The organism is Luteococcus sp. H91, assembly GCF_038433135.1.
Taxonomy (GTDB): domain Bacteria; phylum Actinomycetota; class Actinomycetes; order Propionibacteriales; family Propionibacteriaceae; genus Luteococcus.
Window position 1 is genome coordinate 73926 of sequence record NZ_JBCDMV010000008.1, and the last position, 13859, is coordinate 87784.

Sequence of the window (13859 nt, forward strand, 5' to 3'; positions counted from 1 at the left end):
AATCATCCCACTCGTCAATACCGGCCCGACGGCCGGTCCGGCAGCGGAGCACGCAGCCGGGCAAAACCCGGCCCGGAATCCAGCTGGGCCCCCAACTGGCCCGCCGTCTGCCCCCACAGGGCCAACTGCTCCGCTGCGGGTTCCAGTACCACCAGCGTCGCCATCCCCCGGGAGATGCTGACCTTCACCTCCTGCCGGTGCCGCACCGGTTCACCGATCCGAGTCAGCCAGTAGGCAACCGCATCCAGGAAGACCCGCTCGTCGGGCGTGACCGACGGGGTGTTGGCGTGCCAGCCCTTGCGCCGCAGGGTGTTCAGCACCTGCAGCATGGTGGTCTGTTCGGGCCCCAGCAGCAGCTCGTCGCGCAGGGTGGCCTCGAGCAGCTCGGCATGCCGGATCCGCTCGGGCGTGATCTCCAGCCCGTCGGCGATCGTCCGGATCAGCGGCATTGCCTCCCCGGTCACCTGCTGCGACCAGTAGTCCTTGAGCTGCAAGTCACGCCGGCGGGCCGCCACCTCCTGCTGGGACTCGGTCGTCAGCCGGCGTTCGTCGAGCTGCAGCCGCTCCAGCAGTCGCACCCGGGCCTGGACGGCGATGGTGGCCAGGCCCTCGCCCAGTGGCACCAGGACCACCGGCCAGGCCTGCACGAGGGTCCAGGCGGACCGGGACAGGGCCAGTCCCAGACCCGCCAGAGCCACCCAACCCAGCACCGTCAGCAGGGCCCGCCTGACCGGCTGCTGCAAGACGGCCAGGTGCATCAGCGCCGAGCAGGCCCACAGGAACCACAGCCCGTGGACCGCCTTGCCCGGGGACGTGGTGGGCGCCAGCGCGAGCAGACCCCACCAGCTCGCCAGGCCGGTCACCAGCAACACGACCTCTTCGGCGCACGTCCCCGGCCGATGGAAGAGGGTGCGGCAATGGACCAGTCCGACCGCCACCGGCACCAGGGAACACAGCGCCACCAGCCATGCGCCATGGGCGATCGCCATCAGGACCGCGGCCACCACGGTGACGGCGAGACCCGGCAGCGCGGTCAGGGTCAGCAGGCGACGGACCTGCCGCTTGGTGGAACCCACCCACAACGGATCCGGCGCGCCGTCCTCCCGTGGCCAGGTCAGGGTGACCGTCGTCCCCCGGCGGGGCGCGCTGGTCACCTTGGCGGCTCCCCCGACGTCCTCCATCCGCGCCACGATCGAGTGCCGCAGCCCAAGCCCCTGCCGGGGCAGTCGGTCCGGGACGAATCCCAGTCCGTCATCGCTCACCTCAACCCGCGGGCGTGGCTGGGACTCCAGGGTGATGCTCACCCGGGATGCTTGGGCATGTTCGCGGACATTGGCCAGAGCGGCATGGACCGCACCCGCCATTGCCTCGGTGACATCGGTCGGGAGCTGGCCCGTGTCCCCCGTGATGATGGGATCCAGGATGTCGACCAAGGGATCAGCCGACAGTCGCTCGCGCAGTGATTGGGTCGGGTCCGTCGAGCGGGGATGCTCCAGCTCTCGCAGCGCCGACGCGCACTCGTCCGACGCCATCTGCGGGGTGATCTCACCACCGATGCGGGCCACCGCATGCAAGGCGTGCAGGATGTGGTCGTGCAGGAGCCGCGCCGCCTCCGACCGGGCGAACAGCTCGCGTCGCTGCCAGGCGGTGGATTCCAGGATCGCGCGGCGTCGCATCATCTCCTGTTCCACCTGGTGGGAGACCAGCCGCAGCGCGAGACCGAACAGCGCCATCACCAGTGGGGGCACCAGATACCACAGTGAGACCAGCAACTCGTGCCCCGGTTGCCGGGCCAGACCGACCAGCGCGGCATCGAGCAGGGCCAGGGCGGCGAAGAAGCCCAGCATCAGGCCGATCTGGGAGCGCAGGTGCAGCACCCAGGTGGCCCACGCCACCCAGCCGAAGGCCAGGAAACCCGGCGCCCAGGGCGCGGTGCCCGGATTGAGGTTCCAGTGCGTCATCAACAGTGCAAAGGAAGCGGCCAGCATCGCGCCGGCACACCAGAACAGCCGCCGGCTGGACGCAACCCGGACGATGCCCACCGCGGTCACCACCTGGTGGGAGATCGCCAGGACGGCGCCAACCACGCCCAGACGTGACCCGTTGACGGTCATCACCACCGACGGAATGGTCACCAGGCAGACCACGCCGACCACTGCGAGGGCAACCATCCGGATGGCGCCGGTGGCGTACTCGGCGGGGGCGTTCTGGGCGCTCTCGGTTCCCTGCCTGCTCGCCCCTCCCTGGAACCTCCGGCGAGCGGACCGAAGGCGGGGCTCGTCAAGGTTCATCCTGCACCGCGCGACGGCTGGTTGACCACCGCCCCGCCCGTCTCGTCGGCCATCTCGGGCTCCACCCAGCTCAGTCCCGCACCAACAGCGCCACGCACTCGACGTGGTGGGTCATCGGGAAGAGGTCGAAGGCCCGGATCAGCTCGGCCCGGTAGCCCTGCTGGGCAAAGGTCTTCAGATCTCGTGCCAGGGCAGCCGGATCACAGGCGACGTAGGCGATGGCCCTGGCACCGAGCCCCGCCAGATGGGTGACCACCTGGGCACCCGCTCCGGTCCGCGGCGGATCCAGCACGATCAGGTCCACCCGGGGCGGCAGCTGGCGCAGTGCCCTGGCCAAGGGCGCCGCGATGAAGCGGCCCTTGGGCACATTGCGTCGGGCCAGCTGGACGGACCGGGACACCTGCTCCACACCCACCACCGTGCACCCCTGGTCGGACAGTGCCCCCGCGAAGAGTCCGACGCCGCAGTAGAGATCCAGCGCGCTCTCCCCCCGGGCCGGCTGCAAGAGCTGCAGCACCGCCTCGGTCAGCGTCGACGCCGCCTGGGGATGCACCTGCCAGAAGCCATCGGCGCGCACCAGGTGGTCGCGGCTTGCGCAGTGCTCCACCACCAGCTCGGCGCCCTGTTCCCGGCTGGTGATGACCCGCGGCTCACCGTCGACGGGAACCACCACCCGGATCTCCTCGGCTCCGGTCTGGGCAGCGATCCGATCCAGTTCGGCCGGCGACGGCGTCTTCTCGTCGGCGATCAGGCAGCCCCGAGCGGGGAGCGGGATCAGCGCGTGCGACCGGTGGGCGCGCATCCCCACCTTCGGCGCGCTGCCCTGCCGATCGACCAGGAAGCGGGTGCGGGTACGCCAGCCGGTCAGCGGCCCGACGGCCTCCACCTCGCCCTCCCAGACGATCCCCGCCAGATGGGCCAGCTGCTCCCGGATCACGCCGCCCTTCAGTCGACGCTGGCCCGTCGCCGTGACGTGCTGGAAGTCACAGCCCCCACACCCAGCGGGCACCGCCACCGGGCAGGGCGGTTCCGTCCGCTCCGGGGAGGCCTGCAGGATCTCCACCGCGTCGCCGCGCCAGAAGTTCTTGTGCGAGGCATCGGTGACCCGCACCATCACGCTCTCCCCCGGCAGCGCATGTCGGACGAAGATCACCCGGCCTTCGAAGCGGGCCACGCAGTGCCCGCCGTGTGCAACCGACCCCACCTGCATGGGGCCGATCGGCGTCTCCTCTGGCTCATTGCCCGTGCTCATTTGCCCACCATCCGCCAAGCCGTCGGATCATCGTGCACATACTTCTCGTCGGCGTCCGCGGAGGACCGCAGCTGGTAGGGCACGCTGGTCACCATCACGCCGGGCATGAAGTGCAGCCGGGTGCGGACCACCAGTGCGGTCTGGTTGTGCAGCAACTGCTCCCACCAGTGGCCGACCACCACCTCCGGGATGTAGACGCAGACCACGTCGCGCGGGTTGTCGCTGCGCAGCCGCTTCACATGGTCGATGAAGGGGCCCGTGACCTCGCGGAAGGGCGAGGCGATCACCTTCAGCGGCACGTCGATGTTCTCCCTCTCCCAGGCCTGTACCAACTCCTGCGACTCCTCGTCGTCGACGCTGACCGACACCGCGTCCAGGTGCGATGGTCGGGTGGCCTTGGCGAAACTCAGGGCGCGCATCATCGGCTTGTTCACGTCGCCGACGAAGACCACGGCCCGCACCCGACTGGGCAGGGCACGGTCGCTGGCCCCGGCCAGCGCCACCTCCTTGGCCACCGTGGTGTAGTGCCGACGAATGGCCTTCATCATGGTGAAGACCACGATCATCGCGATGATCGCCAGGTAGGCGCCGTGCAGGAACTTGCTGAGCAGCACCACCACCAGGACGACGCCGGTCAGGGTCAGCCCGATCGCATTGATCATCCGGGAACGCTGCATGTGACGGCGTTCGTCGGGATCGGTCTCGGTCTTCAGGTGGCGGGTCCAGTGCCGCAGCATGCCGAACTGGCTGACGGTGAAGCTGACGAACACGCCCACCACGTAGAGCTGGATCAGCGCCGTGACGGAACCATTGAAGATCAGCACCAGGGCGATCGCGGCCAGCGCCAGGGACATGATGCCGTTGGAATAGGCCAACCGGTCGCCGCGGGTGTGCAGCTGGCGCGGCAGGTAGCCGTCGCGGGCCAGGATGGAGCCCAGCGTCGGGAAGCCGTTGAAGGCGGTGTTGGCGGCCAGGAAGAGGATCACCATGGTCACGGTGACGATGAAGTAGAAGGCCGGCTGGAAGCTGTCGAGGAAGACCACCCGGGCCAGCTGACCGACCACCGTGGTGCCCTCACCCGTCACCCGCTCGCCCGAGGCGGTCACATAGTAGGAGCCTCCCTTGGGGTCGATCAGCTTCACTCCGGTGCGATTTGCCAGCCAGATGATGCCCAGCAGCATGGTGATGGCTATGGTGCCCAGCAGCGCCAGCGTGGTGGCGGCATTCCTGCTCTTGGGCTTCTTGAAGGCGGGGACGCCATTGCTGATCGCCTCGACGCCGGTCAGGGCGGCGCAACCGGAGCTGAAGGCCCGGGCCAGCAGCGCGATCATCAGCACTCCGGTGAAGTTGGTGTACTCGCTGGTGCTGGCCACCGTCCAGTCGGCGGTCTCGGCGCGCAGATCGTCGCCCAACAGGTGGATCCGGGCGAATCCCCATGCTGTCATCCCCAGGATTCCCGCCATGAACAGGTAGGTGGGAATGGCGAAGATGGTGCCCGATTCGCGCACGCCGCGCAGGTTCAGGGCCATCAGCACCACGATCACCCCGGCAGCGACGATGCCCTCTCGGCCCGCCAGCCAGGGCAGCATCGCTTCGGCATTCTGCACGCCGGAGGAGACGGAGACGGCGACGGTGAGCACGTAGTCCACCAGCAGGGCGCTCGCCACGGTCAAGCCGGCATTGGGGCCGATGTTGACCGTCGCCACCTCATAGTCGCCGCCGCCGGAGGGGTAGGCGTGCACGGTCTGCCGGTAGGAGAGCACGACGACGGCCATCACCAGAGCGACCAGCAGACCCACCTGCCAGCTGAAGGCGAAGCCGGCCATCCCGGCCAGGCTGAGGGTGAGCAGGATCTCGTCGGGGGCGTAGGCCACCGAACTCAACGCGTCACTGGCGAAGACGGGTAACGCAATCCGCTTGGGGAGCAGGGTCTCCCCCAACTGGGTACTGGCCAGCTTCCGGCCCACCAGAAGTCGCTTGATCGCATGCGTTGGACTCACGGCATGACTCTAGACCCACCGAGCAATGGTCTCCGATTCGGTGCGGTAGCGTTCATGCGTCGTCGAAGCACACAACGGAGGTCAGCGTGCACATCGTCATCATGGGTTGTGGCCGCGTCGGGTCGAGCCTGGCGCGCAGCCTGGAGAAGCGCGGGCACACCGTCTCGGTGATCGACGTCAATGCCGAATCCTTCCGGCGGCTGGGCCCGGAGTTCAAGGGCACCACCATCAAGGGCGTGGGCTTCGACCGCGCCGTGCTGGAGAAGGCCGGGATCCGGGAGGCCGACGGTTTTGCTGCCGTCTCCAGCGGTGACAACTCCAACATCCTGGCGGCCCGCGTGGTGCGCGAGGAGTTCGGCGTGCACAATGTGGTCGCCCGGATCTACGACCAAGGCCGCGCCGAGGTCTACGAACGGCTCGGCATCCCCACCGTGGCCACCGTGCGCTGGGCCGCCAACCAGGTGCTGCGCGGCCTGCTGCCCGAGGGTTCGGAGCCGGTTTGGCGGGATCCGTCGGGCAATGCCCGGCTGGTGCAGGTGCACACCCACGAGGAGTGGATCGGCAGCACCGTCGGAGCCATCACCGACGCGGTGCGCACTCCCCTGCCCTTCATCATGCGCTACGGCACCGGCATGGTGCCCACCCCGGAGACGATCCTGCAGGACGGTGACCTGCTCTACGCCGCCATCGAGCTGGAGCGCACCGACGAGATCGAACAGATCCTGGGCGAACCGCCCGTCAAGCACTGAATGGCCCGCAGAACAATGGCCGATGAGGACTGAGGAGAAGCCATGCGCATCGTGATCGCCGGAGCCGGCAATGTGGGCCGCTCCATCGCCCGGGAACTGATCGTCAACGGCCACCAGGTGCTGCTGATCGACCGCGACCCGAAGGCAATCAAGACCGATTCGGTGCCGCAGGCGGAGTGGCTGTTGGCCGACGCCTGCGAGCTGGACACGCTGCAGGAGGCTCGGCTGGACACCTGCGATGTCTGCATCGCCGCCACCGGTGATGACAAGGCCAATCTGGTGCACTCGCTGCTGGCCAAGACCGAGTTCGGGGTGCCGCGCACCGTCGGCCGGGTCAACCACCCCGGCAACGAGTGGATGTTCGACGAGGTCTGGGGCGTCGACGTCGCCGTCTCCACCCCGCGGCTGATGTCCGCCCTGGTGGAGGAGGCGGTCAGCGTCGGCGACCTGGTGCGGATCTTCACCTTCCAGAAGGGCAACACCAACCTGGTGGAGATGACCCTGCCCCTCGAAAGCCCCCGGGTGGGCGAGACCCTGCGCACCATCACCTTCCCCGGCGACGCGATCCTGGTGGCGATCATCCGCGACGGCCGGGCGATGGCCCCGCACCCCGACGGCGCGCTGGAGGGTGGCGACGAACTGCTCTTCGTCGTCTCCACCGACCACGAACTGGAGCTCTCCCAGCTGCTGGCCCCCCGCGACCGCCATGTCGCCGACGATTCCGTCAGCTCCTGAATCCGTCGCCCACCAACCCGCTACGAGCGCGAGGAACGAGCGTGAGTAGCCCGACCGGGCAGGCGACGAAGGAGCCGGTGCGCCCGGCCGGAACGGACAGCGCGGAGCAAAGCGACTCCAGATAACAAGAAACCCGACCACCCAATGTCCGAGAGCCAGGCGCCCTCTCGACCCTGGCAGGGGGTTTGGGGGCGGCACGCCCCCAATGTCAGTCGGGCAGCAGGGAGTACTTCGGGTTGTAGATCGTCGGGCGCCCGTCGTAGAGGGTGATCACACCCTGCACCTCCAGCCGTCGGCCCGCCTCGATGCCGCGCACCACGCGGCGACCCATCCAGATCAGCGTGACCTCCCCGCTGCCATCGGAGAGCACGGCCTCCAGCCAGCGGTTCACCCCGCGAGGGTTGAGCGTGACCATGTGCACGGTGCCGCGCAGCTTCACCGGCCGGCGCAGCGCCGCCTCCCCGATCGCCTGACAGCCGGCGGCGGTCGACTCGGTGCGCATCGACTCGTCGCGCAATGCCGTCTCGGAGGTGGTCAGCCGACGCAAGACCCGGCCGAGCACTCCCCCACGGGAGCGTCCGGCCGGGCTCTGGGTGACGATGGGCGTCATCACTCGGTGACGGGCGGCTGACCCTCGCCGACAGTCCGCTGCGCTTCCTGGATCTCCTCGGGAGCATCGGCCAGCAACTCGGCGGGGATGGTCATCGGGATCAGATCACCGGGAACCCGCGGGCTGTCGTCGCGACGCACCACCAGGTTGCAGAAGAACTCGTACAGCACGGCGCTGGGGCCGTCGACGCCCTCGGTCATGCCCGCCTCGCCCATCAGGACGCCGCGCAGCAGCCACCGCGGGCCCTGCGCGAACCAGGTGCGGGAGACGTGGTACATCGTCTCGCCCTCGTCATTCTGCAGCGGGATCACCCGACGGATCTCGGTGCCGAAGGGGCCCTCGGCCAGCTGGACGTCGCCACCCTGCTGGCTGGTGACCTCAACCATGTCCCGACGGATGTCTGCGGCCATGGAGGTGACGGCGGGGGCACCGAAGACGGCGACCTCAAGGGCCGATTCGCCGTGCATGACCAGCGCCGCCTGCACCTGCTGGGTCTCCTCGTCGACCTGCAGCTGCAGGTTCATCTCGTCGAAGGGGGTCATGATCAGGCTGCCGAAGTCCAGTCGCTCGACCTCGTCGGCGTCCAGATCCACCTCGTCGAAGTCGAAGGGGCCGTCCTCGCGCCAGTCCTTCTTCTCGTCCAGTTCGGCCCAGCGCGGGTCGTCGGGATTGACGACCTCCAGCTGCTCGTCGGCCAGCTGTTCGTCGGCTCCGGGCTCGGTGGCCGCGACGTTCAGCTCGGTCTGGTTCACCGCGTCGTTCTCACTCACGTGAAATGTCCCTCCAGCAGGCCGCGCCGGCTCTCGTCGCGGCAACGTCTGCGATCCTATCCTGCCTGCCAGTCAGCGACACCGCCGCTGGAACCGTGGCCGCCCTCACCCCGCTCGGTGGCGTCCAGCCCGTCCACCTCCACCAGCCTCGGCAGGGCGACGGACTGCACCAGCAGCTGGGCGATCCGGTCGCCCCGGCGCAGTGTGATCGGCGTGCTGGCGTCGGTGTTCAGCAGGCAGATCTTGACTTCACCCCGATAGCCGGCGTCGATGGTGCCGGGGGCGTTGACGATGGTCAGGCCGCTGCGGGCGGCCAGACCGGAGCGGGGGTGCACCAGCCCGACGTACCCGGCGGGGATGGCGACGGCGATCCCGGTGCCTACCAGGGCGCGCTCGCCCGGTTGCAGCGTGAGGTCGGTGCTGGTCATCAGGTCTATCCCCGCATCATCGGGGTGTGCACGGCGGGGCACCGGCAGATCCGGATCCAGCCGCTTGACCCGCAGTTCGGTGGGTTCGGTCACGATGCCGCGGCCAGGTGTTCACGGGCGACGGCAGCCAGCCGCTCCGGGTGCCGGGCGCTGACCAGCCAGAAGGGGTGCGGATCGGCCGGATCGTCCAGCACCACCCGGACGGCACCTTTGACATAGGGGCGGGTCAGGAACCAGCCGGAGGCCAGGGAACCCGGGCCCAGCGATTCCTTGACCTGCTTGGCGTCCAATACCTCGACGTCGGCCACCCATGGCCATTCGACGTGCGCGCGGCCAGCCCGCAGGCCGGTCGCGTCGGCGCCGACCACGACGTGACCATGGGACCAGAAGGCCAGACCGATCGCCACCAGGCACAGGACCGCCACCGCGGCCCCGAACTGCAGGTTCAGGTAGGCGCCGACCGCGATCACCAGCGTGCTGGCGAAGCCGACGGTGAGCAGCCACCAGCTGATCGGAATGGTCAGCCGCTCGCGGAAACTGGCGGAGGGGTTCTGGTCGGCCTTCGGCATGCCGCCCAACCTACCGTCGCACTGCGCCAAGGGCGAAAGTTGGTCCCACCCGGGCCGATCTGTTCCCCGGGTTGCCTACCATGGGTGTCGAAGCACATCACATGTGCACCCGGATGTGCACCGCCCCATCACCGTGAGGAGACCCCATGGCCACCACGAGCCAGAACATTGGTTTCAAGATCTATGCCGGCGTGTTGGGCGCTGTCACCACGATCGTCGCCCAGAAGCTGGTCAGCACGGCGTGGAAGATCGCCACCGGCGACACCCCGCCCGACCCCAATGATCCCGACGTCCCCCCGACCCAGGCCGCGATCTGGGCCCTGGCCAGCGGCCTGGGGCTGGGCGTCAGCCAGCTGGCGATGAACCGCTTCGTCGGCCGTCGCTTCGAGGAAGTCACCGGCGAGCACCTGGACACCTCCAAGAATGTGAAGATCAAGATCTGACGACACGACGAAGGGGCCGCATCCATCCGGATGCGGCCCCTTCGCTGTGTCCTCAGGTGCGCTCAGACGCAGTCGACGCAGTAGTCGATCCCCTTGCGGGTCTCCGCGCGCTGGCTGGCGGCCTTCACCAGGAAGCAGGAGCCGCAGGTGAACTCGTCGGCCTGGCGAGGCAGGACGCGCACGGTCAGCTCCTCGTGCGACAGGTCGGCGCCGGGCAGCTCGAAGGCTTCGGCGGCCTCCACCTCGTCCTCGTCGACCTTGCCGGAGTTCTTGTCATTGCGACGGGTCTTGAGCTCCTCGATGGAGTCTTCGCTCATTTCCTCGTCGGTCTTGCGAGGAGCGTCGTAGTCGGTCGCCATCTCTTCCTTCCCTGTCGTTCCGGGTTTGGCCCTCGCGGGTCGTTCCGGGTGGACCCTCACGGGTCTTGCCTTGTCCCCGGTGTGCCCCCAGAACGCCACCGGGGCGCGGATTTGTTCCCGGCCCGGGCGCCGTGGGTGCTCAACGGCAGGCACATGTGTATCACACCCGCCGAAGTCGCGCGCCAATTGGGTGGCCCCTGTCCTACCCGATGGTCGGTTTCCTTTGCCCGTGGACGCTCCGACAGGGGGTTCAGAGCCGACCGGGGCGTTGCCAGGGCGTGCCATCCAGATGGTGCGCCAGGAAGGCCCGCACGGTCTGGTACCAGACCATCGCATGCTGCGGGGTGAGCACCCAGTGGTTCTCGTCGGGGAAGTACAGGAATTTGTGCGGGAGCTCCGCCTCCGGGCCGTCGTGGTTGCTGACCAGCGCCCACCACAGCGCGAGGCCCTCGCCGATCGGCACTCGATAGTCCTTGTCACCGTGGATCACCAACATGGGGGTGGTGATCTGGTCGGCGGCGTGGTGTGGGGAGTTGGCGCGCATCATCTCCGGCGACATCTCCCGATCCCAGAACCACGGGGCGTCGGTGGTGGTGCCGAAGGTCTCCAGGTTCCAGAGGCTGGCGTGGCTGACGATGCACCGGAAACGGTCGGTGTGCCCGGCCATCCAGTTGGCCATGTAGCCGCCGAAGGAACCGCCCATCATGGCGGTGCGGCTCTGGTCGATGTCCTCCCGCGCCTCGACGGCGTCGGTGATCGCCAGGCTGTCGGTGTACGGCTCGGCGCCCCACCGGCCCCAGCCACGCTGGATGAAGTCCCGGCCATAGCCGGTGCTCAGGGCCGGATCGGGCAACAGCACGGCACGACCGCGGCTGACCAGCAACCAGGGGCACCAGCGCCAGCTCCAGGCATTCCACGAGTTCAACGGCCCGCCATGCACCCACAGCACCAGTGGCGCCGGCTGCTCGGCACAGGCACCGTCGGGCAGGATCAGCCAGCCGGGGATCCGGGCGCCGTCGTCGGCGGTGGTCTCCACCCGCTCCAGTCGTCCCGGCAACCGCAGATCAGGCACCGTGCTGTGCAGCACGGTGCTGTCCCCGCTCCGCGGATCGATCCGGACCAGGGTGGGCGGCTCGTTCCAGGCGGCGCGCAGCGCGTACAGCGCGGAGCCGTCCGGGGCGACCCGGACGGCGCTGTGCGCGCCGGGGCCGGTGAGTCGCCGGACCTGCCCGGTCGCCAGGTCGACGGCGAAAACCGGGCCGGCGCCGTCCTCGTCGGCGGTGACATAGAGCGTGGCCTTGTCCGGGCTGAAGGCCACCGGGCTGCCCCAACGAGGCCAGTCGGCGGCCAGGTCGTGGTGTTCGCCGGTGGTCAGGTCCACCAGGTGCAGGTGCACGTGCGGCGCCTCCTGCGGACTGCCGGGCACACTGCGGACACAGGCCAGCAGGCTGCCGTCATCGCTGATCACGGGCTGGTGGAAGTCATCGCCCTCGGCGGCGACGACGTCGGTCAGCTCGCCCGAATCGACGTCGATCCGGACCAGCTTGGTTCGTCGCTGGCCGCGCGGGAGCCGATCGGTCCAGCTGCCCACCAGGAAACTGCCATCCGCGGACAGGACGGCGTCGTCGGCCAATTGCCGGCCAAGGTCACCCGCGACCGCCCGCAGATCCTTCGAGCCCAGTACGAGATCGCTCCCGGTGGGCAACTCGGCGGTCAGGAAACGGACGGTGTCGCTGGTCAGGTCCTGATCCCAGTAGCGCACCCCGCCGCCCTCGTGCAGGATCGCGTGCACCTCGGTCCTGCCGCGGCTCACCCTCAGTTCGCGATCGGCGTCGGCTTCCAGGCCCGCCCGCATCCCGACGGTGCAGACCAGTCGGCGGCCGCGGCGGGCGGCCTGCACCCGTCGCCAGCCACCCTCCCGTCGGGCCAGCACGTGAGCCTCGCCCCCGAGCGCCGGCAGGCACCACAGCGCCTTGTCCCGTTCGCCGGGCTGGTCGGCGTCCTGCGAGCCGGGTTTGGGCAGCTGACGGTCCGAGGTGAACACGACGGAGCCGTCGGGCAGGATGGCCGCCGCCGATTCCCCCTCCACCCCGCGGGTCAACCGGTGCGGCGCCCGCTCACCGTGGGGGTCGATCCGCCACAGCGCGGTGACATAGCCGGTGCGGTCCGGGTTGATGGTCTGGATCCCGGCCAGCAGCCAACTGCCATCGGGCGCCACCTCCAGGCTGTTCAGCCGGGGTTGCTCCACGTAGCGTTCCAGGTCTTCCCATGGCGATGCCGTGGTCGACGCCTCCGGGGTGGCTTCCGGCTGGGCGTCGGGTTGGGTATCACTGGTCACGATGGGTCCTCCGATGCTGGTCGGACCCACTGGCCGTGGGCCTGTTCCCAACCTATTCGCCGAAGCCGGATCAGTCGATGGCTGGGGTGTTTGGTGCGCCCAGGTTGGGGCAACATCCCGCACCACCACAGCCCAGGTCGCACGGCAGGTCGCCGTCGGCGGTTTCCCGTGCTTGAGCGGCCCGGTCCAGCAGCCGATCGGCCAGTGTCGCGACGAAGGCCGGGGAGACACCCGCGGTGGCGGCCCGCACCATCTGGATTCCCAGCTTGTCGCAGGTCTCGCGAGCCTGGGTGTCCAGGTCGTAGATCACCTCCATGTGGTCGGAGATGAAGCCGATCGGGGCCAGCACGACCCGATCGATTCCCTGGGCGTGCAGCGCTTCCAGATGGTCGTTCACGTCGGGCTCCAGCCAGGGCTGGCCCGGACGCCCGGAACGGGAGCAGAAGACCAGATCGTGTTCGCCGTCGATCCCCTGCTCGGCGAAGACCCGCTCCGCCAGCTCCCGATGCCAGCGGGTGTAGGCGCCCCGGCCACCGGTTCCCTCGCCGTCGACGCCGGAATTGGCATCCATGTCGGTCGGAATGGAATGGGTGACGAAGACCACCCGGGCGCCCGGCAGCTCGGTCAGCGCGGTGCGCAGCGCTTCGGCATTTGCCTGGACGAAACCCTCGTCCAGGCCGTAGTTGCCGATCCGCTCCACCCGAAGATCGTCGCCGTGCTCGGCCAGCGCGGGGGCCAGCGCCTCACGGTAGGAACGGCAGCCGGCATAGGAGGGGAAGGCGCTGGTGGTGAGCATCAAGACCCGACGGTGACCGTCGGCCTTCAGCTGCTGCACGGCCTCGGCGATGAAGGGATGCCAATTGCGATTGCCCCAGTAGATCGGCAGCTGCACGCCGCGGGTGACCAACTCCTGCTCCAGCGCCGCCATGAGCGCCTTGTTCTGGTCATTGATTGGGCTCTTGCCACCAAACAGGAAGTAGTGCTCCCCCACCGTCGCCAGCCGGGAGCGCGGGATGCCGGAGCCGGCGGTGACCACCTCCAGAAAGTCCACCACCTCGTCGGGCTTCTCCGGCCCCCCGAAGGACACCAACAGGATGGCGTCGTAGGGGGCCAGGGACGGGGCTTCGGTGGTGCGTGAGGTCATGGGCTGATCCTTCCAGACCCGCCACCGGTTGCCCAACCAGCCACCGGACCCGTCAGCCGAGCCCCTCTGCTGGCCGAGTCCTTCCGGTCTGTGACACAAACCGCATTCTGGTTCGAGGCCGGTGCCACCATGACATCGGGTGCCACTCAGAATGTGGTTTGTGGCGCAAAC

Annotated in this window: 13 protein-coding genes; 3 read left to right on the top strand and 10 right to left on the bottom strand. The window is 68.9% G+C overall.

Annotated elements, in window-relative coordinates:
* Positions 1–14: 14 nt before the first annotated feature.
* The 3 genes from AAEX57_RS05570 to AAEX57_RS05580 all read right to left on the bottom strand — a co-directional run bounded on the left by AAEX57_RS05570 (position 15) and on the right by AAEX57_RS05580 (position 5543).
* Positions 15–2171 carry an ATP-binding protein gene (locus AAEX57_RS05570; protein ID WP_342091491.1) on the bottom strand — a complete coding sequence of 719 codons (2157 nt, stop codon included), beginning with the start codon at positions 2169–2171 and terminating at the stop codon, positions 15–17.
* A 190-nt stretch (positions 2172–2361) separates the two neighbouring features.
* Positions 2362–3543, bottom strand: a complete 1182-nt coding sequence (locus AAEX57_RS05575; RefSeq protein WP_342091490.1) for a class I SAM-dependent RNA methyltransferase — start codon at positions 3541–3543, stop codon at positions 2362–2364.
* The gene (locus AAEX57_RS05580) at positions 3540–5543 is read right to left on the bottom strand and encodes an APC family permease (RefSeq protein WP_342091489.1); all 2004 of its coding nucleotides are present in this window, start codon (positions 5541–5543) and stop codon (positions 3540–3542) included. The genes AAEX57_RS05575 and AAEX57_RS05580 overlap by 4 nt, the downstream gene beginning before the upstream one ends.
* A gap of 101 nt (positions 5544–5644) precedes the next feature.
* Here AAEX57_RS05580 and AAEX57_RS05585 point away from each other — a divergent pair, with 101 nt between their 5' ends.
* The gene (locus AAEX57_RS05585) at positions 5645–6292 is read left to right on the top strand and encodes a potassium channel family protein (protein WP_342091576.1); all 648 of its coding nucleotides are present in this window, start codon (positions 5645–5647) and stop codon (positions 6290–6292) included.
* 42 nt (positions 6293–6334) lie between these two features.
* Positions 6335–7027, top strand: a complete 693-nt coding sequence (locus AAEX57_RS05590) for a potassium channel family protein (protein WP_342091488.1) — start codon at positions 6335–6337, stop codon at positions 7025–7027.
* Positions 7028–7235: 208 nt separating this feature from the next.
* Here the strand turns inward: AAEX57_RS05590 and AAEX57_RS05595 are convergent, their stop codons facing one another.
* The 4 genes from AAEX57_RS05595 to AAEX57_RS05610 form a co-directional block, all read right to left on the bottom strand.
* The gene (locus AAEX57_RS05595; protein ID WP_446721106.1) at positions 7236–7628 is read right to left on the bottom strand and encodes an OB-fold nucleic acid binding domain-containing protein; all 393 of its coding nucleotides are present in this window, start codon (positions 7626–7628) and stop codon (positions 7236–7238) included.
* Positions 7629–7636: 8 nt separating this feature from the next.
* Positions 7637–8374 carry a DUF3710 domain-containing protein gene (locus AAEX57_RS05600; protein WP_446721105.1) on the bottom strand — a complete coding sequence of 246 codons (738 nt, stop codon included), beginning with the start codon at positions 8372–8374 and terminating at the stop codon, positions 7637–7639.
* 89 nt (positions 8375–8463) lie between these two features.
* Positions 8464–8928 carry a dUTP diphosphatase gene (dut, locus tag AAEX57_RS05605; protein WP_342091486.1) on the bottom strand — a complete coding sequence of 155 codons (465 nt, stop codon included), beginning with the start codon at positions 8926–8928 and terminating at the stop codon, positions 8464–8466.
* Positions 8925–9404, bottom strand: coding sequence for a DUF3093 domain-containing protein (locus AAEX57_RS05610; RefSeq protein WP_342091485.1), 480 nt, complete (start codon positions 9402–9404; stop codon positions 8925–8927). The genes dut and AAEX57_RS05610 overlap by 4 nt, the downstream gene beginning before the upstream one ends.
* Positions 9405–9550: 146 nt before the next feature.
* Here AAEX57_RS05610 and AAEX57_RS05615 point away from each other — a divergent pair, with 146 nt between their 5' ends.
* Positions 9551–9847 carry a DUF4235 domain-containing protein gene (locus AAEX57_RS05615; RefSeq protein WP_342091484.1) on the top strand — a complete coding sequence of 99 codons (297 nt, stop codon included), beginning with the start codon at positions 9551–9553 and terminating at the stop codon, positions 9845–9847.
* A 62-nt stretch (positions 9848–9909) separates the two neighbouring features.
* On the opposite strand, the gene AAEX57_RS05620 is transcribed toward AAEX57_RS05615, so the two are convergent.
* The 3 genes from AAEX57_RS05620 to AAEX57_RS05630 all read right to left on the bottom strand — a co-directional run bounded on the left by AAEX57_RS05620 (position 9910) and on the right by AAEX57_RS05630 (position 13688).
* On the bottom strand, positions 9910–10206 hold the full coding sequence (locus tag AAEX57_RS05620; protein ID WP_342091483.1) for a DUF4193 domain-containing protein: 297 nt from the start codon (positions 10204–10206) through the stop codon (positions 9910–9912).
* Positions 10207–10456: 250 nt separating this feature from the next.
* Positions 10457–12544: a S9 family peptidase gene (locus tag AAEX57_RS05625; protein ID WP_342091482.1), complete on the bottom strand. Its 2088-nt coding sequence runs from the start codon at positions 12542–12544 to the stop codon at positions 10457–10459.
* Between the two features lie 70 nt (positions 12545–12614).
* On the bottom strand, positions 12615–13688 hold the full coding sequence (locus AAEX57_RS05630) for a ferrochelatase (RefSeq protein WP_342091481.1): 1074 nt from the start codon (positions 13686–13688) through the stop codon (positions 12615–12617).
* Between the last annotated feature and the right edge of the window lie 171 nt (positions 13689–13859).

What these genes read in the sequence shown, in the direction of transcription:
- AAEX57_RS05590 (WP_342091488.1), top strand. Translation starts at nt 6,335, where the DNA reads ATGCGCATCGTGATCGCCGGAGCCGGCAATGTGGGCCGCTCCATCGCC.
- AAEX57_RS05610 (WP_342091485.1), bottom strand. Translation starts at nt 9,404, where the DNA reads ATGCCGAAGGCCGACCAGAACCCCTCCGCCAGTTTCCGCGAGCGGCTG.
- AAEX57_RS05575 (WP_342091490.1), bottom strand. Translation starts at nt 3,543, where the DNA reads ATGAGCACGGGCAATGAGCCAGAGGAGACGCCGATCGGCCCCATGCAG.
- AAEX57_RS05620 (WP_342091483.1), bottom strand. Translation starts at nt 10,206, where the DNA reads ATGGCGACCGACTACGACGCTCCTCGCAAGACCGACGAGGAAATGAGC.
- AAEX57_RS05615 (WP_342091484.1), top strand. Translation starts at nt 9,551, where the DNA reads ATGGCCACCACGAGCCAGAACATTGGTTTCAAGATCTATGCCGGCGTG.
- AAEX57_RS05630 (WP_342091481.1), bottom strand. Translation starts at nt 13,688, where the DNA reads ATGACCTCACGCACCACCGAAGCCCCGTCCCTGGCCCCCTACGACGCC.
- AAEX57_RS05570 (WP_342091491.1), bottom strand. Translation starts at nt 2,171, where the DNA reads ATGGTTGCCCTCGCAGTGGTCGGCGTGGTCTGCCTGGTGACCATTCCG.
- AAEX57_RS05585 (WP_342091576.1), top strand. Translation starts at nt 5,645, where the DNA reads ATGGGTTGTGGCCGCGTCGGGTCGAGCCTGGCGCGCAGCCTGGAGAAG.